This is a genomic window from Streptomyces sp. NPDC058637 (genome assembly GCF_042717325.1).
Taxonomy (GTDB): domain Bacteria; phylum Actinomycetota; class Actinomycetes; order Streptomycetales; family Streptomycetaceae; genus Streptomyces.
The window spans coordinates 99,868-118,354 of record NZ_JBHXRD010000006.1; the positions used below are offsets into that span (position 1 = coordinate 99,868).

At 71.9% G+C, this 18,487-nt stretch carries 20 protein-coding genes and 1 pseudogene; 10 read left to right on the forward strand and 11 right to left on the reverse strand.

Translation table 11 applies throughout. The annotated features are described in order from the left end of the window. Positions 1 to 3 precede the first annotated feature (3 nt). Positions 4 to 768: an SDR family oxidoreductase gene (locus ACFWVP_RS07850; RefSeq protein ID WP_384494495.1), complete on the reverse strand. Its 765-nt coding sequence runs from the start codon at positions 766 to 768 to the stop codon at positions 4 to 6. Between the two features lie 18 nt (positions 769 to 786). Then, the gene (locus ACFWVP_RS07855) at positions 787 to 1,380 is read right to left on the reverse strand and encodes a ScbR family autoregulator-binding transcription factor (RefSeq protein WP_384494497.1); all 594 of its coding nucleotides are present in this window, start codon (positions 1,378 to 1,380) and stop codon (positions 787 to 789) included. A 189-nt stretch (positions 1,381 to 1,569) separates the two neighbouring features. On the opposite strand from ACFWVP_RS07855, the gene ACFWVP_RS07860 reads away from it, so the two are divergent. Then, the gene (locus ACFWVP_RS07860; RefSeq protein ID WP_384494499.1) at positions 1,570 to 2,478 is read left to right on the forward strand and encodes a zinc-binding alcohol dehydrogenase family protein; all 909 of its coding nucleotides are present in this window, start codon (positions 1,570 to 1,572) and stop codon (positions 2,476 to 2,478) included. 97 nt (positions 2,479 to 2,575) lie between these two features. Continuing rightward, positions 2,576 to 3,652, forward strand: coding sequence for an acyltransferase family protein (locus tag ACFWVP_RS07865; protein ID WP_384494501.1), 1,077 nt, complete (start codon positions 2,576 to 2,578; stop codon positions 3,650 to 3,652). A 146-nt stretch (positions 3,653 to 3,798) separates the two neighbouring features. Here the strand turns inward: ACFWVP_RS07865 and ACFWVP_RS07870 are convergent, their stop codons facing one another. The 4 genes from ACFWVP_RS07870 to ACFWVP_RS07885 all read right to left on the reverse strand — a co-directional run bounded on the left by ACFWVP_RS07870 (position 3,799) and on the right by ACFWVP_RS07885 (position 6,895). Beyond that, on the reverse strand, positions 3,799 to 4,119 hold the full coding sequence (locus ACFWVP_RS07870; protein ID WP_384494503.1) for an SCO5918 family protein: 321 nt from the start codon (positions 4,117 to 4,119) through the stop codon (positions 3,799 to 3,801). 60 nt (positions 4,120 to 4,179) lie between these two features. Continuing rightward, a complete protein-coding gene (locus tag ACFWVP_RS07875) occupies positions 4,180 to 5,742 on the reverse strand; it encodes a DEAD/DEAH box helicase (RefSeq protein WP_384494505.1) in 1,563 nt (520 codons plus the stop codon). 300 nt (positions 5,743 to 6,042) lie between these two features. Beyond that, positions 6,043 to 6,246 (reverse strand): cold-shock protein, encoded by a 204-nt coding sequence (locus tag ACFWVP_RS07880; RefSeq protein ID WP_031090619.1) that lies wholly within the window; start codon positions 6,244 to 6,246, stop codon positions 6,043 to 6,045. 304 nt (positions 6,247 to 6,550) lie between these two features. Then, positions 6,551 to 6,895: a MerR family transcriptional regulator gene (locus tag ACFWVP_RS07885; protein ID WP_384494507.1), complete on the reverse strand. Its 345-nt coding sequence runs from the start codon at positions 6,893 to 6,895 to the stop codon at positions 6,551 to 6,553. A gap of 327 nt (positions 6,896 to 7,222) precedes the next feature. Between ACFWVP_RS07885 and ACFWVP_RS07890 the strand changes: the two genes are divergently transcribed. The 3 genes from ACFWVP_RS07890 (at position 7,223) to ACFWVP_RS07900 (ending at position 9,034) form a co-directional block, all read left to right on the forward strand. Further along, positions 7,223 to 7,843 carry a hypothetical protein gene (locus tag ACFWVP_RS07890; RefSeq protein ID WP_384494509.1) on the forward strand — a complete coding sequence of 207 codons (621 nt, stop codon included), beginning with the start codon at positions 7,223 to 7,225 and terminating at the stop codon, positions 7,841 to 7,843. Positions 7,844 to 7,937: 94 nt separating this feature from the next. Then, positions 7,938 to 8,156 (forward strand): hypothetical protein, encoded by a 219-nt coding sequence (locus ACFWVP_RS07895; RefSeq protein WP_384494511.1) that lies wholly within the window; start codon positions 7,938 to 7,940, stop codon positions 8,154 to 8,156. Between the two features lie 29 nt (positions 8,157 to 8,185). After that, positions 8,186 to 9,034: a GNAT family N-acetyltransferase gene (locus tag ACFWVP_RS07900; RefSeq protein ID WP_384494513.1), complete on the forward strand. Its 849-nt coding sequence runs from the start codon at positions 8,186 to 8,188 to the stop codon at positions 9,032 to 9,034. 24 nt (positions 9,035 to 9,058) lie between these two features. Here ACFWVP_RS07900 and ACFWVP_RS07905 read toward each other — a convergent pair whose 3' ends face one another. From ACFWVP_RS07905 to ACFWVP_RS07915, 3 genes are all read right to left on the reverse strand, one after another. After that, the gene (locus ACFWVP_RS07905; protein WP_384494515.1) at positions 9,059 to 9,472 is read right to left on the reverse strand and encodes a hypothetical protein; all 414 of its coding nucleotides are present in this window, start codon (positions 9,470 to 9,472) and stop codon (positions 9,059 to 9,061) included. A 52-nt stretch (positions 9,473 to 9,524) separates the two neighbouring features. After that, positions 9,525 to 11,222 (reverse strand): SpoIIE family protein phosphatase, encoded by a 1,698-nt coding sequence (locus ACFWVP_RS07910; RefSeq protein WP_384494516.1) that lies wholly within the window; start codon positions 11,220 to 11,222, stop codon positions 9,525 to 9,527. Between the two features lie 70 nt (positions 11,223 to 11,292). After that, the gene (locus ACFWVP_RS07915) at positions 11,293 to 12,039 is read right to left on the reverse strand and encodes an alpha/beta hydrolase (protein ID WP_384494518.1); all 747 of its coding nucleotides are present in this window, start codon (positions 12,037 to 12,039) and stop codon (positions 11,293 to 11,295) included. 159 nt (positions 12,040 to 12,198) lie between these two features. Between ACFWVP_RS07915 and ACFWVP_RS07920 the strand changes: the two genes are divergently transcribed. The 3 genes from ACFWVP_RS07920 to ACFWVP_RS07930 all read left to right on the forward strand — a co-directional run bounded on the left by ACFWVP_RS07920 (position 12,199) and on the right by ACFWVP_RS07930 (position 14,858). Then, complete coding sequence (locus tag ACFWVP_RS07920) at positions 12,199 to 12,684, forward strand: peroxiredoxin (RefSeq protein ID WP_384494520.1); 486 nt, start codon at positions 12,199 to 12,201, stop codon at positions 12,682 to 12,684. 105 nt (positions 12,685 to 12,789) lie between these two features. Continuing rightward, complete coding sequence (locus ACFWVP_RS07925) at positions 12,790 to 13,311, forward strand: hypothetical protein (protein WP_384494522.1); 522 nt, start codon at positions 12,790 to 12,792, stop codon at positions 13,309 to 13,311. Between the two features lie 95 nt (positions 13,312 to 13,406). After that, on the forward strand, positions 13,407 to 14,858 hold the full coding sequence (locus ACFWVP_RS07930) for a flotillin family protein (RefSeq protein WP_384494523.1): 1,452 nt from the start codon (positions 13,407 to 13,409) through the stop codon (positions 14,856 to 14,858). A 152-nt stretch (positions 14,859 to 15,010) separates the two neighbouring features. Here ACFWVP_RS07930 and ACFWVP_RS07935 read toward each other — a convergent pair. Both ACFWVP_RS07935 and ACFWVP_RS07940 read right to left on the reverse strand, forming a co-directional pair. Further along, positions 15,011 to 15,304: pseudogene (locus ACFWVP_RS07935) on the reverse strand (DUF6892 domain-containing protein); the annotation flags it as partial. Next, positions 15,294 to 16,514: a glycosyltransferase gene (locus ACFWVP_RS07940; RefSeq protein ID WP_384494524.1), complete on the reverse strand. Its 1,221-nt coding sequence runs from the start codon at positions 16,512 to 16,514 to the stop codon at positions 15,294 to 15,296. The gene ACFWVP_RS07940 and the pseudogene ACFWVP_RS07935, both read right to left, overlap by 11 nt. Before the next feature lie 227 nt (positions 16,515 to 16,741). Between ACFWVP_RS07940 and ACFWVP_RS07945 the strand changes: the two genes are divergently transcribed. Together ACFWVP_RS07945 and ACFWVP_RS07950 are read left to right on the forward strand one after the other, a co-directional pair. After that, positions 16,742 to 17,212 carry a cation:proton antiporter regulatory subunit gene (locus ACFWVP_RS07945; protein ID WP_384494526.1) on the forward strand — a complete coding sequence of 157 codons (471 nt, stop codon included), beginning with the start codon at positions 16,742 to 16,744 and terminating at the stop codon, positions 17,210 to 17,212. A 2-nt stretch (positions 17,213 to 17,214) separates the two neighbouring features. Continuing rightward, a complete protein-coding gene (locus ACFWVP_RS07950; RefSeq protein ID WP_384494528.1) occupies positions 17,215 to 18,468 on the forward strand; it encodes a cation:proton antiporter in 1,254 nt (417 codons plus the stop codon). Positions 18,469 to 18,487 lie beyond the last annotated feature (19 nt).

An 18,487-nucleotide genomic window follows, 5' to 3' on the forward strand; every position in this document is an offset into this window, starting at 1 on the left:
GGATCACTGGTTGACGAATCCGCCGTCCACCGGCAGGACCGTGCCCGTGAGGAACGGGCAGCGGTCGCTGAGCAGCCATGCAGCCGCGTTCGCCACCTCTTCCGGCTCAGCCGTACGGCCCTGCGGCGTCATGCTGTTGACCATCTCCTCCAGGCCCGGATTACGCGCGAACCAGTCGGCGGTGATCTCGCTGCGTGTGGTGCCGGGGGCCACGGCGTTGACCCTGATGCCCTGTCGGGCGTACTCGTCGGCGGCGGCGCGGGTCAGGCCTACGACCGCGTGCTTGGCCGCTATGTAGGGCGCCGCCGCGGGTATGGCCACCAGGCCGCCCACACTGCTGTTGTTCACGATGGAACTGCCCCCGCCGTTCGGCAGCATGGCCGCTATCTCGTAGCGGAGACAATTCCAGACACCTCGCACATTTGTGTCCATGACGGCGTCGTAGACGTCATCGCCCATCAGGTGCAGGGGAGTCCGGTCGCCGCCGAGCCCCGCGTTGTTGAACGCGGAGTCCAGGCGCCCGTAGGTGTTCACCACGAAGTCCACCGCGCGGGCCGCGTCCTTCGCGACCGTGACGTCACAGACGACGTGGGACGCCTCCCCGCCCTTGTCCCTCAGTTCGGCGGCCAGCGCGACCAGTCGGTCCTCCCTGCGCGCGGCGAGGACCACCGTCGCACCCTCCTGGGAGAACACGCGTGCCGCGGCCGCGCCGATACCGCTGCTGGCCCCGGTGACGAGGACGACTCTGCCGTTCAGAAGATCACTCATGGGCGCAGTCTGGCAGGCCTATTCGAACGGGACCATGGCTGTGGAGATGCGCGGCAGCATCAGGTTCCAGAACTGGGTGACCGCGTACCGCGGTGACCATTCCTCGTCCAGCCGCCCGAGGGTGTGCGCCCCCACGACGGCCGCCGTGACGGTGGAGACCACGTCCTCCAGCGGCACGTCCGGCGCCAGCGCGCCCTCGCGGCGCGCCTGGGTCAGCGTCGCGCGGACCCAGCCGCGCCACACCCGCCACAGCGTGACGTCCTGCTGCCAGGTGGCGTCCGCCGCCATGCCGAATCCGGCGCGCAGCACGACGTCCTCGGTGAGCCGTCCGGCCAGCACGTGCGAGGTGTCCACCAGACTCCGCAGCGGGGCGGGCTGTTCACCGGGACGCGGGGCGATGACGTCCTGGAGGGCGCGCGCCGCCGCCCTCTCGACGGCGGCGCCCAGGTCGCGCTTGCTGCGGAAGTGGAAGTGCAGCGCCCCGCTGCTGACCCCGGCCCCCGCGGCGATCCCGGTGAGCGAGGAGAGCGCGAATCCGCCCTGGTCGAAGGCCTCGGCGGCCGACCGGATCAGCTCCTGGCGCGTACGTACCGCGCGGTCCTGCTTGGCCATCCTGCCACTCCGATGAGTACGGGGATCCGGGGGTTACGGGTGCCGCTGTCCGTTCGCTACGCGCGGTCGACGACACAGAGTGACCACTCTAACAAACCGGATGTATTGTTTTCCCCTTCTTCCGTCAACTCGGCTCCGACGGATACCAGGACGCCCGTACATCGCCGGAACCCCGCGATACCGTGCGACATGATCGCTATCCAGTTCGACCACTTCGGTGGTCCCGAAGTCCTCCGGCCCGTGGAACTGGCCGCCCCCGTACCCGGACCCGGTGAGGTGCTGCTCACCGTCGAGGCCGCCGGGGTGAACTTCGCGGACACCCATCAGACCGACGGCTCCTACCTGGGCGCCGACGCCCTGCCGTACGTCCCCGGCAGCGAGGTCGTGGGCCGCGCCCCGGACGGCAGGCGGGTACTGGCCCGGGTGTCGCACGGGTACGCGGAGCAGGTGACCGCCAAGGAGTCCGCCCTCCTGGAGATCCCCGAGGAGCTCGGCGCCGCCGAGGCCCTCGCCCTGATGATGCAGGGGCTGACGGCCTGGCACCTGCTGCGCACCTCCGCCCGGCTGCGGGCCGGCGAGACCGTCGTGGTGCACTCCGCGGCGGGCGGCGTGGGCAGCCTCGCCGTCCAGCTGGCCAGGGAGTTCGGAGCGGGCCGGGTGCTCGCCCAGGTCTCCTCCCCGGCCAAGGAGCGGCTCGTCCTGGACCTCGGTGCCGACGCGGTGGTCGGCTACCCGCTCCAGGAGAAGGCGGACGTGATCCTGGACGCCGTCGGCGGCGAGCTCTTCGACCGGGCGCTGGACTCCCTGGCGTCCTTCGGCCGGCTCGTGACCTACGGCAGCGCGGCCCGGACCGGCTTCACGCCGGTCGACCCGGCACGGCTGGGACGGCTCAACGCCGCCGTCGTCGGATTCTGGCTGCGCCCCACGCTGGCGGTCCCGGGTGCGGTCGACGGCCCCATGAAGGAACTCTTCGGCCTGACCGCCACGGGACGGCTGAAGCCGGTGGCGGGCGGCAGCTACCCGCTCGCCGAGGCCCACCGCGCCCACGAGGACCTGCTGGCCCGCCGGACCGTCGGCAAGGTGGTCCTGATCCCCTGAGCGAGGTCCCGGAGGGGCACCGGTGCGCGGCTGCGGGGGGCGGCACCCCGGTGCCCGCACGAGGCCCGGGGCTTGCGGAGGTCATTAAGGTGGCCGGATGCCCTCCCTGACCTCACGCACCCCGGGACCGGCCCCCGCCGGAACCGGCGCCGCGGCCCCGGCCCCGTCCCGGCCCGGCCGGGACCCGTACTTCGACAACGCGAAGTACCTGGCCATCGTCCTCGTCGCGATGGGCCACTCCTGGGAGCCGCTGCCCGGCAGCGGACGCGTGATCGAGACGGTCTACACCTTCGTGTACGCCTTCCACATGCCGGTCTTCATCATGATCGCCGGTTACTTCTCCCGCGGCTTCGACCTGCGGCGCGAGCGGGTGTGGAAGCTCGTCACCAGCCTGGTCGTGCCGTACGCCGTCTTCGAGGTGGCCTACACGCTCTTCGAGCGCCTCACCGGCGCCCCCGGCTTCCCGCTGAGCCCGCTCACCCCGTACTGGCTGCTGTGGTTCCTGCCCGCGCTCTTCCTCTGGCGTCTGACGACACCGTTCTGGCAGACGGTCCGGTGGCCGGTGGCGGTGTCCCTGGTCGTCGCGGCCATGGGAGCGGTGACCAGCAACATCGGCGGCGACCTCCAGCTCCAGCGGGTCCTGCAGTTCCTGCCGTTCTACGTGCTGGGTCTCCAGCTGCGGCCCGCCCACTTCGACTTCGTACGCCGCCGGGCGGTGCGCCTCGCGTCCGTCCCGGTCTGCCTGGTGGCCCTGGCCGCGGCGTACTGGGCGGTCCCGCGCACGACGACGTCGTGGTTCTTCCGCCGGTACGGCGCGGAGCAGCTCGGCTCGCCCCCCTGGACGGGTGCGGTGGTGACCCTGCTGCTGTTCGGCTGCGCGGTGGTGCTCAGCGCCTGCTTCCTCGCGTGGGTGCCGAGCCGCAGGACGTGGATGACGGCTCTCGGCGCGGGCACCCTGTACGGCTACCTGCTGCACGGCTTCTTCGTGAAGGGCGCCGTGCGGCTGGACCTCTTCGAGGCGGACCTGGTCGCCACGCCGCTCGGCCGGATCGTGGTGACGGTCGTCGCGGCGGCCGTGGTCACGCTGCTGTGCAGCCCGCCCGTACGCAGCGTGTTCCGCTTCGTCGTCGAGCCCCGGCTCGACTGGGCGAGGAAACCGGGCCCCGCGTCCTGAGGGCTCCTGGCTGGGGCTCCTGCCGAGGGCCGTGCCCACGACCGTGGCGTGCCGCAGGACGTCCTCCGGCGGGGCGCCGAGGTGTCCGGACGCACCGCACCCCCCGGCCCGTAGGGGCGCGGGGGGTGCGGTGGGGTGCGGTGGCGTCAGACGGTCGGCCGGATGTCTCCGGGCGTGCCGAGCATGGCGGACGCGTTCTCCAGCGGGGTGAGGGGCACCGCCGGGGCGGGCACCTCCGCCGGACGGCAGGTGAAGCCGAGACGCGTCAGCGCCCTGGTCACCTCCGCCGCACTGAAGTCGCGGCGGTCCTGCCGGGTGATGATCTCCCCGACCTGCTTGACGGGGTAGACGCGGCGGCTGATGACCACCGCGTCACCGGTGACGGGTTCGGGCTTGATGCCCTTCATCGAATCCTCCACTTCGTTCTTGAACAGATCGAAGGGGAAGCGGGCGATGACACAGCGCATGGTGCCTCAACAAGGTCGGTGAGAAAGCCGGAAAGGGTCTGCCGGACTGCTGTCCGGTGACTACGCGGCCCTGTTGGACCGACGCAGCGCGGCAGCGGCACGCGCCTCGGGAGTCGCCGTGCCGGCGTTGGAACGCCGGCCCTGCGGGGGCCTGCTGCCACGCCGGCGCGAGGGGGAACCGCTGCCCTTGCGCTCCGTCAACGGCGCGGAGATGATCACGGGAACGCCCGAGGGCGCCTGCGCCCCGGTGATGCGGCTGAGCTCGGCCTCGCCGGAGCGGACCTGGGCCACCTGCGGGGTGATCCCGGCGTCCGCCATCAGGCGGGTCATCTCGCGGCGCTGGTTGGGCAGCACCAGTGTGACGACACTGCCGGACTCCCCGGCACGGGCGGTACGGCCGCCGCGGTGCAGGTAGTCCTTGTGGTCGCTCGGCGGGTCGACGTTGACGACGAGGTCGAGGTTGTCGACGTGGATGCCACGGGCGGCGACGTTCGTGGCGACCAGCACCGTGACGTGGCCGGTCTTGAACCGGTCCAGGGTGCGGGTGCGCTGCGGCTGCGACTTGCCGCCGTGCAGCGCCGCGGCCCGGACACCGCTGTTCAGCAGGTGGTCGGTGAGCTTGTCCACCGCGTGCTTGGTGTCCAGGAACATGATCACCCGACCCTCGCGGGCCGCGATCTCGGTGGTCGTGGCGTACTTGTCGGAGCCCTGGACGTAGAGCACGTGGTGCTCCATCGTCGTCACCGCACCGGCCGCGGGGTCGACCGAGTGGACGACCGGGTCGTGCAGGTAGCGGCGGACCAGCAGGTCGACGTTGCGGTCCAGGGTGGCCGAGAACAGCATCCGCTGACCGTCCGGGTTGACCTGGTCGAGCAGCTCGGTGACCTGGGGCATGAAGCCCATGTCGGCCATCTGGTCTGCCTCGTCGAGCACCGTGATGGCGACGCGGTCGAGCTTGCAGTCGCCGCGCTCGATGAGGTCCTTCAGCCGGCCCGGGGTGGCGACGACGACTTCGGCGCCACCGCGCAGGGCGCTCGCCTGGCGGCCGATCGACATGCCGCCGACGACCGTGGCCAGCCGCAGCTTGAGCGACCGGGCGTACGGGGTGAGCGCGTCGGTGACCTGCTGGGCCAGCTCCCGGGTGGGGACGAGGACCAGGGCCAGCGGACGGCGGGCGTCGGCGCGGTTGCCCGCGGTACGGGCCAGCAGGGCCAGGCCGAAGGCGAGCGTCTTGCCCGATCCGGTGCGGCCGCGGCCCAGGACGTCACGCCCGGCGAGCGAGTTGGGCAGGGTGGCCGCCTGGATGGGGAACGGCACGGTCATACCCTCGGAGCCCAGCGCCGCCAGCAGGGGCGCGGGCATGTCCAGGTCGCCGAACGTCTCGGCGGCGGGGAGGGCCGGGGTGATGGTCACCGGCAGGGCGAATTCACCCGAGACGGAGGAGCGGCGTCCGCCGCCCCCGCCGAAGCGCTTCGGTCCGCCGGAGCGGCCCTGCGACGGGGCGCCCTGTCGGCTGGATCCCTGCGAGCGGAATCCGTTGGCGGTACGACTGCCGCCGGAGGCTCCGCCGGAGCGGGTCCGGGAGAATCGGTCGTTCGTGCGAGCTGTGCGATCGCGGTTCAATGGAGAACCTTCCCTCGAATGGCACGTATCGAGGGATTCTTTCCGGGCGGCTGCAGCCATGTACGGCGCCAAGAATCGCAAGAACGAGCCGGTGAAATATCGAAAAACGAAGCCCGTCCGCCGGATGAACCAGGCGCTTACGGCACTTCAGAATGACTGCAATGACGTGCGCCGACCTGACCTGTACACACCCGGAATTACTCACCGGTGCGACGTCTGCGGTCACGGTCGGGGAAAAACAACGAGCTGGGGCCCGCACCCCAAGGTGCGGGCCCCAGCTACGCCGTACGCCTGAGGTGATCAGGCGGGGGTGATGTTCTCCGCCTGCGGGCCCTTCTGGCCCTGCGTGACGTCGAAGTTCACCTTCTGGCCTTCCTGCAGCTCGCGGAAGCCCTGGGCGGCGATGTTCGAGTAGTGGGCGAAGACGTCAGCGCCGCCACCCTCCTGCTCGATGAAGCCGAAACCCTTTTCCGCGTTGAACCACTTCACGGTGCCAGTAGCCATGTCATATCTCCTTCGGGGCGTTGCCCGTGGACTCACACCGTGTGAGTCCTACGTCGCCGCAAATGATTGCCCCGACCGGAAGAGTCCGGAAATACAAAAGTGCACCCACCCGAGTGAACCGGCGAGAGCACTTGAAGTTTTGGGAACCACAACTGCAACTGAGATCAACAGTAGCACGATTCGGGCTGAGGCGAGCTGTATGCCATATCACTCCACCTTCACTCCGTCACACACTGCATAAACCCTCACCGCTCATTGCGCGTATTTCTGTTCCCACGGAATCAGATATGCGCCCGTCCGCCGGTCAGGAATCGGTGCCGCTCCGGCCGTCCGCGGGCAGCCGGAGTGCCTCGTTGAGGCGCAGGGCCTCCTCGAGCTGGTCCTCCAGGATCACGATGCGGCACGCGGCGTCGACCGGCGTGCCGCTGTCGACCAGCTCGCGGGCCCGGGCGGCGATGCGTAGCTGGTAGCGGGAGTAGCGGCGGTGGCCGCCCTCGGACCGCAGCGGCGTGATCAGGCGGGCCTCACCGATGGCCCTGAGGAAACCCGGCGTCGCCCCGATCATCTCCGCGGCTCGCCCCATCGTGTAGGCGGGGTAGTCGTCGTCGTCGAGACGATCCGTGGCGTGCGGAGGGGTCTCCTGGGGCATCTGCACCTCTCTGCTGCTTACCGCGCCATCGATGTGGCCTGACTGCATAAGAAACCCTAGGCGTACGGATAGGTCATGTCTATTGTGGCCGGCACAGGTTTCCCCGGCCCGCGGTGTCCCTCGTGTGCGGCGGCCCGCGCGGGGCTCCCGGCGTGTCGGCGTACGCGCCCCGTCGGGACACCCCAACGGGGCTGACCGACCGGTCAGTTGTCGACCGACCGGCGAAGGGTCATACTGCACGGGTAGCCCTTCACGCATCCCCCGTCGTGAAGGGCTACATTCACGCCCGGGCGACCGGATCCCGGCGGACCCCGGAGAATCCCCAGCATGAGCGGCACGGACCGGACGGACAGGACCACGACGGCGGACCGGACGGGCCGGACCACGGCGGCGGCGCGCACGGTCACCGACATCCTCCAGCCCCGCAACACCCTGCTCGTCGGCATGCTCGCCGTCGGGGTGGCCTCGGCCGGTGACTGGACCGGTCTCCCCTGGGGCCTCCTCGGCGCGCTGTGCGCGGGGCTCGTGCCCGCCGGGTACATCGAATGGGAGCGCAGGCGCGGCACCTGGGGCGACCGCCATGTCGTGGACCGCACCCAGCGGGCGCCCATCTTCCTGGTGATCCTCGGCTCGCTCGGCACCGGTGCGCTGATCATGGTCCTGGGAAACGCGCCGGCGGGCATCCTGACCGCGATGATCTCCCTGTGGGCCATGACGATCGTGCTCCTGGCCGTGAACACGGTCTGGAAGATCTCGGTGGACGCCGCGGTGGCCTCCGCCGTGGTCGCCCTGCTCTGCGTGGCGCACTCCCCGTGGTGGCTGGCCGCCGGCGTGCTGACCCTCGCCGTGTGCTGGTCCCGGGTGGCACTGCGGTACCACTCGGTGGCGCAGACGGTCGCGGGGGCGTCCCTGGGCGCGGCGACGGCGGTCGGATTCCTGTTCGGCTGACCCGAGGGGCGTGGCGTCCCCGATTGCGGGCCCGTCCCTGAGCCGGTTACGTGGACCCGGGGGCCGCGCGGGCACGTACGCAGGAGGTACCCAGATGGCCAGGACACGGAAGAGTTCCAAGGCGGGCCTGATCCTCAGCCTGGGGGGCAGCGCACTCGCCGTAGTCCGCACCGTCCGGCAGATGCGCGGGGCCCGGGGTACGCAGGGCAAGCTGACCACCGCCGACGCCGTGGCGGGGCTGCTCCCCCTGGGCACCTCCGCCCTGATCGTCCTGCGGCAGCTGCGCCGCCGGTCACCCCGGTCCGGCCGTTGAACCGGTCCCTTGCCGGGTACGACTGAGCCGTGCCGACATTCGAGATCACCACCGCGAGCGCCGACGACCTGGGGATGCTGGGTGACTGGGCCCACTCCGAGGGGTGGAACCCGGGCCTCACTGACGGGCAGGCCTTCTTCGCCGCCGATTCCGGTGGCTTCCTGATCGGCCGACTCGACGGCGAGCCGGTCACCTCGGTGTCCGTCGTGCGCTACGGCACCCGCTTCGGCTTCCTGGGCTTCTACCTCACCCGTCCGTCCCTGCGCGGGCGGGGATACGGGATGCGGGTCTGGCGCGCGGGCATGGCCCGGCTCTCCGGACGCACGGTCGGCCTCGACGGCGTACCCGCCCAGCAGGACAACTACCGCAGGTCCGGCTTCCGCGCCGCCTGGGGAAACGCGCGCTACGAGGGCGTCGTGCCCGCCGGCCTCGCCCCGCCGGCCGGCGTCACCCTCGCCGACGCCCGCACCCTGCCCTTCGCCCGGCTCGCCGCGTACGACCGGCGCTACTTCCCCGGACCGCGTGACAGCTTCCTCGCCCCCTGGATCACCGGGCCCGGGCGCACGGCGCTCTGCGCGGTCCGCGACGGCGAGCTCGTGGGCTTCGCCGTGCTGCGCGCCTGCCGGGAGGCGTCCCGGATCGGCCCGCTGCACGCCGATTCCCCGGAGGTGGCCGCCGCTCTGCTGAGCGCGCTGGCGGCCACGGCGCCGGACACGGCCGTGGCGATCGACGTACCCGACGTCAACCCGCGGGCCGTCCGCCTCGTGGAACAGCTCGGTCTGGCCCCGTCGTTCGACACGGCCCGGATGTACGCGGGACCCGTACCGGAGATGGACCGGAGCGGCATGTTCGGGATCACCAGTCTCGAACTGGGCTGACAGGACCGCGGCCGAGGAGCGGTCTCAGACCGTGCGGGCCGGCGTGCCCACCCGTATCCGCCCGCGCAGCCGCTCCAGCACCCGGCTCCGCAGCAGCTCGTACTCCTCACGGAGGCGGACGATCTCCGCCGGACGCTCGATCACCACGCCGCCGACGACGGTCTCGTGCGGTGCGAACTGCTCCCGCGTCAGGTCGATCTCGATGCCCATGCCCAGGCGGTTCCACCAGTGGTAGTCGACGCGCACGCCGTCGACCCGCACCTCTCCCCGGATCAGCTCGCCGCCCAGCAGGTCGTTGACCACCAGCGCGGTGACTCCGCACTGGTCCCGGGCCGGATTGTCCGGGTCCCACCGGGGGCGCCAGGCGGGCGTGGTCGTGTCCGCGTCCCAACTGCTGCGGACGGCGGCCTCGATGTCGGCGAGGAGCAGAGGTTCCATGCCGTGAATCCTCGCACCCGCCACCGACGACGCCACCGTCCGGCCGAGGTGTTCAGTGCTTCCAGGCCCGCGAGGCGAGGATCGCGATGTCGTCCTCCGCCATGTCCCCGAACCGGTCGACGGCCTGGTCCAGGAGGTCGTCGAGCCGCCCGTCCGCCGGAAGGGTGAGTTGCGTGAGACGCCCGACGGACACGTCGATGTCCTCGCCCCGGCGCTCCACCAGGCCGTCGGTGTACATGAAGAGCACCGTCCCGGCCAGACAGGGCACCTCCGTCGTCCGGTACCCGCCGAATCCGGTGCCGAGCGGCGGCCCCACATGGATGTCCGCCACCCGTGCGCCGGCCGGCCCCGGGTCGATGAAGACGGGCGGCGGATGGCCGGCGCTGGCCACCTGGCAGACCGTGGCCCGCCGGTCGACGACCGCCACCAGGCAGGTCGCCGCCCGGTCGATGCCGGACCGCTCGACCCACTCGTCGAGCCGTTCCAGAACGCGGTGCGGGGGCAGGTCACCCTCGGCCAGGAGGCGCAGCATCGCCCGGTAGTGGTTCATGGCGACCGCGGCCTCCACACCGTGGCCCATCACGTCGCCGATCACCTTGAGATGGCGCCCGTCCCCCAGTGGAATGGCGTCGAACCAGTCGCCTCCCACCAAGGCGTCCTGTCCGGCGGGGAGGTAGCGGGTCGCCATCTCGATGCCCCGGTCGGGCAGCCGGGGTTCGGAGAGCAGCGAGCGCTGGAGCTCCCGGGCGACACCGTGCTCGCGGGCGTACCGGCGGGCGTGGTCCACGTCCATGGCGGCCCCGCCGGCGAGTTCGCGGGCGATGACGACGTCCTGGTCCTCGGCGAAGGGGGGCGAGCCCCCGGCCCGCAGGAGGCTGAGGACCCCCAGCGGCCGCCCGCGCGCGGTGAGCGGCACGGCGACCGCCGAGTGCAGGCCGATGGCGCGGTAGGCGGCGACGCGCTCCGGGGAGGTTGCGGCGCGGCTGAGCCGGTCGTCGCCGTAGAGGTTCTCGACCACCGGCCGTCCGGCTGCCAGGCTGCGTGCCACGGCCGATCCCTCCTGGTACTCGATGTCCACGCCCGGGCCGCCGAACTGGTCGACGGTGTCGCGTAGTTCCGGGGTCGCGGCCAGGCCGGCGCGGTGGAGAAGCACGGATCCCGAGGCCCGCCGCCGCCCCGCGTGGTGCCTGTCCACGGGGAAGAGATCGACCGCGGCGATATCGGCCAGCGCGGGGACGACGAAGTCCGCGAGTTCCTGGCAGGTGGTGTCGACGTCGAGCGTCGTGCCGATGCTGACGGCCGCGGTGTCCAGGAGCGTCAGATAGGTCCTGGCGCGTTCGAGCTCCTCCTTCTGGTTCTGGGTGGCGCTGGTCTCCAGCGCGATCGCGACGAGCACCGGCGCCCGCCCGTCCCCGTCCAGCCGGTGGCAGGCCACACTCCAGAAGCGCCGTTCGACGGCCGAGTCCGCCCAGGTCCGGCCGCTCGTGGTGACCTCGCGGGCCCTGCCGTCGGCGAGTACCTGTCGCATCAGGTCCGTGTGTACGTCGACCTCGGGCAGCACCTCGGCGACGGTCCTCCCCAGGTGCGCGGCGGCGGGCACCCCGTTGAGCTGTTCGAGTGCCGCGTTCACGTACAGATAGCGCAGTCCTTCGTCGAGCACCGCCACCCCGGCCGGGCTGCCGCCGACGAGGGCGGCCACGGCCTCCGCGTCGAAGGGCGGCGGAAGGTCGGCGGGCGCGTGGGCGGGCAACGGAGCCTCCAGTGGTGCGGACACGGCGGGCGGGGGGCGGGCGGAGCGACCCGCCCGCGCACCCTGCCCTTCATCGTCGGGCGCCCCACCCCGCTCCGCACCTCCGCGGTCCCCGCCCGTCCCGCCCGTTGTGGTGCAGGGCGTCCAGGGACAGCGTGCCTTCGGACACCGGGGCTCCGGGTGGCAGGCCGAGGGCCGTACCGATCCGGTCCGGGAGCGGGGTCAGCCCCAGCAGCCCGGTCACGAGCGTGCTCGTCAGGTGGTGCCAGGCCGGGGCGCGGCGGAGCATCGCGTGGTCGCTGCCGGGGATGGTGACCAGACAGGTACGGGCGCCGGCGCGGCGCGCCCTGGCGGTCAGTGACTGGGAGGCCTGCGGGCTCGTCACCCGGTCGCGGTTGCTGTGCAGGAGCACCACGTCGCGCCCGGCGAGCTGCGTCACCGGGTCCCCGGGCGGGCACCACGGGGCGAGGCCGACCACGGACGTGACCAGCGGGTGGCCGGCGGCGTGCAGGGCGGCGCGAGCGCCCATGGAATGGCCGACGAGCACCACGGGGATGTCCCCGGCCTCACGTCGCAGGGCGTCCAGGGCCTCCACGGTGTCGTGCAGCGGATCCGCGCGGGTGCCGTTCCAGCCGCGGCGCGTGTAGCGGACGGTGTGCACGCGGGCCTCGCCGCGCACGGCGCGGGCCACCGCGCGGGCGATCGGCAGCATCCGCATGCCGGGCAGGTTCAGGAGGCCGGGCGCGGGCGTCGTGAGGCCCGTCTCGTAGCCGCCGTGGAGGATGAGAACCGCTGCCGACGGCGGTAGTTCGGCCACGCGTACCTCCAGATCGGGGTGCGGATCCGGCGCCCGCCCTCCCTTCATGTTCGGTGCCGGACGGTATACGGATGGGTCGAACGTGTCGATGCGTGGAAAGTGCCGTTCACTGTACGAGGCACCGAGCCACGCGCGCACCGAGACCAAGGAGCTTCCGACATGGCATCAGGACCCCGAATCGGCGAGACCGCACCGGACTTCACCCTGCCCGGCGGCATACTGGCCGACGACGTCTTCGAGCGCCGGGACCACACGCTGTCCGCCGCCCGCGGCCGGTCCGTCGTCCTCGCCTTCTACCCCGGCGACAACACGACCGTCTGCACCAGGCAACTGTGCTCGTACTCCTCCGGGTTCGAGACCTTCGAAGGCCTCGACGCCGAGGTCTGGGGAATCAGTCCACAGGGTGTGGACAGTCATGAGTCGTTCGCCCGCTCCTTCGGCCTGCGCATGCCGCTGCTGGCCGACGAGGGGCGGGAGACCGCCCGGGCGTACGGTGTCACGGCACCCGGGATCGGGGTCCGGCGTTCGGTCTTCCTGATCGGTCCCGACGGTGTGCTGCGCTGGAAGCACGTCGCCCTGCTCGGTGCCACGTTCCAGTCGCTGGACACCCTTGCCGAGCAGCTTTCCGGCATCGCAACTGCGTAAAGACTGCCGAGGTCCGGCAGTACCCCTCACCGGCGGTTCATGGGATCATTCACCCAGTTCGACGGAAACATTTCGGGGGAATTCGAAAGTCGGGGGAGTGATCACGTGACCATTTTCCTTGGTCTCGGCATTGCGGGAATCGCTCTTCTCACGATCTCCCTGATCTTCGACGGAATCCTCGAGGGACTCTTCGGCGACGCCCTGGGCGGTCTGCTGAACGGCTTCTTCGACGGCCTCCTCTCACTGCCCGTCATCGCCGGTTTCGTCTCCATGCTCGGCTTCGGCGGCGCGATCGTCCTCGGCACCACCGACGTGGGCACCCCCGTCGCGGTCGCGGCCGGAGCCGCGGCGGGGATCGTCGCCGCCTGGCTGACCTGGAGACTCAGCAGGGCCCTGATGCGGGACCAGACCACCGCCACGCCGCGCGGTGAGGACCTCGTCGGCACCTCCGGGTCCGTCGTCACACCCATCCCGGCGGACGGTTACGGCGAGGTCCTGCTGCGACTCGCGGGCCAGACCGTGAAGTTCTCCGCGAAGAGCGCGGTCCCGGTCGAGCGCGGCGCCGAGATCTGGGTCGAGGCCACGCTCTCGACGACCTCGGTCACGGTCCGCCCCGTCGAGCGCTGAACCGCACCGGTCCGCAGCCTGTCCGACTCCCGCACAGCCCGAACACAGTCCGAACGAAACTGCCGCCCCCACGGGAGGCAGGGGGGACACCACTCATGAGTCCAGTAGTGATCGCCGTCATCGGCATCGTCGTTCTCGTCGTACTCCTGGCCCTCGCGGTCATCACCCGGTACAAGGTCGCGGGTCCCAGCCAGGCCTTCATCATCACCGGCCGGCGCGGCAAGAGGTCCACCGACCCGGTGACCGGCCGCACCAGCATCGACAACAGCGGCCAGAAGGTCGTGGTCGGCGGTGGCGTCTTCGTCGTGCCGTTCGTCCAGCAGAAGTTCACCCTGGACCTCTCCAGCCGGCACATTCCCGTCGCCGTACGCGGCGCCGTCACCCTGCGCGGCGTGAAGTCCAACCTCGAAGGCGTCGCGATCGTCAAGGTCGGCGGCAGCGAGGACGCGATCCGCGCCGCTGCCCAGCGGTTCCTGCAGCAGCAGAACGGCATCGTCGGCTTCACCCAGGAGGTGCTCTCCGGCGCCCTGCGCGCGATCGTCGGCCGGATGTCCGTCGAGGACATCATCCGCGACCGCGCCGCGTTCGCCGGCCAGGTCGCCGAGGAGGCCGAGGCCAGCCTCTCCGGCCAGGGCCTCATCCTGGACGCCTTCCAGATCCAGGACATCACGACGGAGGGCTCCTACCTGGAGGACCTCGGCCGCCCGGAGGCCGCCCGCGCCAAGCAGGAGGCCGACATCGCCGAGGCCATCGCCCGGCGTGCCTCGGAGCAGGCCCGGCTGAAGGCGGCCGAGGAGATCGCCATCGCCGAGCGGACGTTCTACCTCAAGCAGGCCGAGATCAAGGCCGAGACGGCCGCTGCCACGGCCAAGGCCGACGCCGCGGGGCCCCTCGCCGAGGCCGCCCGTCAGCAGGAGGTCCTCTCCGAGCAGGAGAAGGTCGCCCAGCGGCAGGCCGCCCTGACCGACCGTGAGCTCGACACCAAGGTCCGTAAGCCCGCCGACGCCGCCCGCTACCAGGCGGAGCAGGAGGCCGAGGCCCGCCGCATCGCCCAGGTCAAGGAGGCCGAGGCCGACGCGGAGCGCTCCCGTCTGACCGGTCAGGGCGAGAAGCTCCACCGCTCGGCCCTCGCCGACGCCGTACGCATCGAGGGTGAGGCCGAGGCCGCCGCCATCGCCGCGAGGGGTGCGGCCGAGGCCGAGGCCATGCAGAAGAAGGCCGACGCCTTCGCCCGGTACGGCGACGCGGCCGTGCTCCAGATGCTGGTCGAGGTACTCCCGCAGGTGGTCGCCAAGGCGGCCGAACCGCTGAGCGCCATCGACAAGCTGACCGTCATCTCGACGGACGGTGCCAGCCAGCTGTCCCGTACGGTCACGGACAACGTGGCCCAGGGCATCGAGCTGCTGAGCTCGACCACGGGCGTCGACCTGGGCGCGCTGCTCCAGAACCTGAAGGGCAGGACCGGGGGCGGCGCTGCGTCCGAGCCGGCGGCCGTCTCCGTGCCGCAGCCCGCGAACGCGAACAACAAGATCGAGGTCACGGACTGACGCACCACCGCACCACCGGGCCCGGCGGCGAACCTTCTCCGCCGGGCCCGTCCGCGTGGCCGGCCGGCCGCCGCCCAGGAACAGGGCGTACGGATCCGAGGGGTGCCCCCACCGGTCGACGACGGTGATCTCGCCGTCCCGGACGGGGAGCACTCGCGGTACACCTGGTGTCCGCCGTCGACGGCGGGACTCCCCACACCCGCCGGCGGTTCGTCGCCGAACGCGAGCGCCTCGAAGAAGGCCCGGGACTCGTCGAGCACCGTGTGGGCCAGGCCGTTGTCGAACACGTGGGACCGCGCGTCCTCGATGCCCCTGGCCTTCATCCGCACGTCGACGCCGAACGCCGGGGCGGGGGTCTCGTCGTCGTACATGGGCTGCTCGACGACCAGCGGCCCGAGGTCCAAGTCCTCGAAGCCGGCCGTGCCCGGACGGATATCACGACGCACGGACGGGGCCGGGCCCCGGTCCGATGTGGGCGAGCACCGCGGCGGCGCCGTCCTCCGCCGCGACGGTCCGGGCGAGTTCGACCGCTCGGCGGCGGTAGGCCGGCTCGGTCAGGCAGTCCGTGATCGCGGAGGCGAGGGCTTCGGCGGTGAGGTCCTGGAACGGCACGGGCCTGGGGGCGACTCCCAGCCGGTGCAGCCGGGACGCCCAGAACGGCTGGTCGGTCATGACGGGTACGGGTACGGCCGGCACCCCGGCCCGCAGCCCGGCTCCGGTGGTACCCGCCCCGGCGTGGTGGACGACGGCGGCCGTGCGGGGGAACAGCCAGTCGTGCGGGAGGTCGCCGACGGCCAGGACGTCGGGGCCGGACCCGCCCGGTCCGGCCCACCCCGCCTGCACCACCGCGCGTACGCCCGCCCGCCGCACCGCCGCGGCCACCAGCTCACCGAGCCGTTCCCCGTGCCCCGGTGCCATGCTGCCGAACCCGATGAACACCGGGGGCGGACCGGCCTGGAGGAAGTCGACGAGTCCGGCCGGGGGCTGCCAGCCGTCCGGCCGCGCGGGCCACCAGTAGCCCACCACCCGGGCCCGGGCCGGCCAGTCCCCGGGGCGTGGCACCACCACCGGGCTGTAGCCGTGGAAGACCGGCGGGAGGCCGGCCGGTGGTACGTCGGCGGGGAGCCCGAAGCGCGTGCGCAGCCGGGTCGCGGCACCCGCGAAGAGTCCTTCCGCGCGCTCCAGCACCGCCCGGCCCGCGGCGAGGTTGCCCTCCGGCCCCGTGTCGTCGGCGTCCCGCGCGCCGGGCAGCGGGAACTGCCCGGTGGCGAACGCCGGTACGAGGTAGGTGTCGACGACGGGGACGCCGAGCGCCTCGCCGGCCGCCCGGCTGAGCGGTGCCGGGCCGAAGGCCGTGAGCAGCAGGTCGGCTCCGCCCCCCGCGGCGTCCGCCACTCCGTCGGCGAGCCCGTCCACGTACGCCCTCGACAACGCCCGGGTCTCCTCCCGCGACGCCGCCCGCGACCAGCCGCGGATCAGCTCCCGCGGGTCTCCCGGCACCGGCCGGTGTTCGAGACCGCACCCGCCGACGAGTGCGGCGAAGGACGGGTGAGCGGCCACGGCGACCTCGTGGCCCGCGTCCAGCAGGCGCCGTCCCAGGCCCGTGTAGGGCGCCACGTCTCCCCGTGAACCGGCCGTGACGATCAGAATCCTCATCCGGCGATTCTCCTCGGCGACGGGCGACGGGCGACGGGCGCCGGACAACGGGCGACGGCGACCGGCGACCCGCGTCCGGAACCGGCCAGGTCGGCTGCCTCGGGCCCCCGTCCGGTGGCCGTGGACCGCCGTCACGCGGCCGAAACTCGCCGCCGGTTAGGGTAATGGGCAGTTAAAGAGATCATCAAAAAGCCGCGTCGTACCGCCGCGCTCCTCGGGAGGAAGCCATGGGAACCCACCGCACACCGCTGCCCGGAGTCGGCGTCCAGTACGACTACACCACCGAGACGGGACAGCACATCTCCGTGGTCGTGCACCACGACGGACGGCGTTTTCTCGGGTTCTACGAGAAGGACGACCCTGATTCATGTCTGCTCTCCGTACCCCTGACCACCTCTGAGGCCACCGGGCTCGCGCACCTCATCGACGCCGCGCCGATCGACGCCGTGCGCACCGAGGGCATCGATCTGGTCACCGAGCACATCCCGCTCGGGACGCGCTCCCCGTACGGCGGGCGGCTGCTCGGAGAGACGAAGGCGCGGACCCGGACGGGTGCGTCGATCGTGGCTGTCCTGCGCACGCACAGTGCGCATCCGTCTCCCGGGCCGGACTTCCGGCTGGCCATCGGGGACACGCTCGTCGTTGTAGGAACGCGGGAGGGCGTCGACACGCTCTCCGAGATCATTGCGGAGGGCTGACCGTGCACGACACGACTGCACTGCTGGTGGAGCTGGGCTCCGTCATTCTGGGGCTGGGCATCATCGGGCGCCTCGCCGGACGGGTCGGGCTCTCACCGATCCCGCTCTACCTGCTGGCCGGTCTGGCCTTCGGGGTGGGCGGGCTGCTCCCACTCGGTGCGAGTGAGGAGTTCACCGCCATCGGGGCCGAGATAGGTGTCATCCTCCTGCTCCTGCTGCTCGGGCTCGAGTACAGCGCGTCCGAGCTCGTCACGAGCCTCAAGACGCAGTATCCGTCCGGGGCCGTCGACTTCGTGCTCAACGCCACGCCCGGTGCGGCTGCCGGCCTGATGCTCGGCTGGGGGCCCGTGGGGGCCGTCGCGCTGGCCGGGGTCACCTGGATCTCGTCGTCCGGCGTGATCGCCAAGGTGATGACCGACATGGGGCGGCTCGGCAATCGTGAGACGCCCGTCATCCTCGGTGTCCTCGTCATCGAGGACCTCGCGATGGCCGTCTACCTCCCGCTGCTCACCGCGATGCTGGCCGGCGTCGGCCTGGCCGGTGGCAGCGTCGCCCTGCTGATCGCGCTCGGGACCGTCGGGTTCGTGCTGTACCTGGCGCTGCGGCACGGGCGGCTCATCAGCCGCGCGGTGTCCTCCGACAATCCGGAGATGCTGCTGCTCGTCGTCCTCGGCCTCACCGTCCTGGTGGCCGGGGTGGCTCAGCAGTTGCAGGTGTCCGCGGCCGTCGGCGCGTTCCTGGTGGGCATCGCCCTGTCCGGTGAGGTCGCCGAGGGTGCCCGCAAGCTGCTGACGCCGCTGCGGGACCTCTTCGCCGCCGTCTTCTTCGTGTTCTTCGGCCTGTCCACGGACCCGGCCGAGATCCCGCCCGTGCTGCTTCCCGCGGCGCTGCTGGCGCTCGTCACCGTCTTCACCAAGATCGGCACCGGCTGGTACGCGTCGCGGCGGGCCGGAATCGGTCCGCGGGGCCGTTGGCGTGCGGGCGGCACCCTGGTCGCGCGGGGCGAGTTCTCGATCGTCATCGCCGGTCTGGCCGTGGCGACGGAGCCGCGGATCGGGCCCATCGCCACCGCGTACGTGCTGATCCTCGTGATCGTCGGCCCGCTCACCGCCCGCTGGACCGAGCCGGTGGCCTCCAGGATCCAGGCCAAGCTCGCCAGCAAGGGGCCGAAGCCCGCAGCCGCCGTGTCGCGTGACGAGCCGATGCCCGTGCACGACGACCTCACGCCGGAGCACGCCGGGCGCGACGCCGACTGACGGGCCGGCGGGAGGAAGC

Coding starts and splice junctions, on each gene's coding strand:
- ACFWVP_RS07940 (WP_384494524.1), bottom strand. CDS start 16,514: ATGAGGATTCTGATCGTCACGGCCGGTTCACGGGGAGACGTGGCGCCC.
- ACFWVP_RS07880 (WP_031090619.1), bottom strand. CDS start 6,246: ATGGCTACTGGCACCGTGAAGTGGTTCAACGCGGAAAAGGGTTTCGGC.
- ACFWVP_RS07945 (WP_384494526.1), top strand. CDS start 16,742: ATGGGAACCCACCGCACACCGCTGCCCGGAGTCGGCGTCCAGTACGAC.
- ACFWVP_RS07930 (WP_384494523.1), top strand. CDS start 13,407: ATGAGTCCAGTAGTGATCGCCGTCATCGGCATCGTCGTTCTCGTCGTA.
- ACFWVP_RS07895 (WP_384494511.1), top strand. CDS start 7,938: ATGGCCAGGACACGGAAGAGTTCCAAGGCGGGCCTGATCCTCAGCCTG.
- ACFWVP_RS07855 (WP_384494497.1), bottom strand. CDS start 1,380: ATGGCCAAGCAGGACCGCGCGGTACGTACGCGCCAGGAGCTGATCCGG.
- ACFWVP_RS07905 (WP_384494515.1), bottom strand. CDS start 9,472: ATGGAACCTCTGCTCCTCGCCGACATCGAGGCCGCCGTCCGCAGCAGT.
- ACFWVP_RS07890 (WP_384494509.1), top strand. CDS start 7,223: ATGAGCGGCACGGACCGGACGGACAGGACCACGACGGCGGACCGGACG.
- ACFWVP_RS07860 (WP_384494499.1), top strand. CDS start 1,570: ATGATCGCTATCCAGTTCGACCACTTCGGTGGTCCCGAAGTCCTCCGG.
- ACFWVP_RS07865 (WP_384494501.1), top strand. CDS start 2,576: ATGCCCTCCCTGACCTCACGCACCCCGGGACCGGCCCCCGCCGGAACC.
- ACFWVP_RS07870 (WP_384494503.1), bottom strand. CDS start 4,119: ATGCGCTGTGTCATCGCCCGCTTCCCCTTCGATCTGTTCAAGAACGAA.
- ACFWVP_RS07885 (WP_384494507.1), bottom strand. CDS start 6,895: ATGCCCCAGGAGACCCCTCCGCACGCCACGGATCGTCTCGACGACGAC.
- ACFWVP_RS07850 (WP_384494495.1), bottom strand. CDS start 768: ATGAGTGATCTTCTGAACGGCAGAGTCGTCCTCGTCACCGGGGCCAGC.
- ACFWVP_RS07920 (WP_384494520.1), top strand. CDS start 12,199: ATGGCATCAGGACCCCGAATCGGCGAGACCGCACCGGACTTCACCCTG.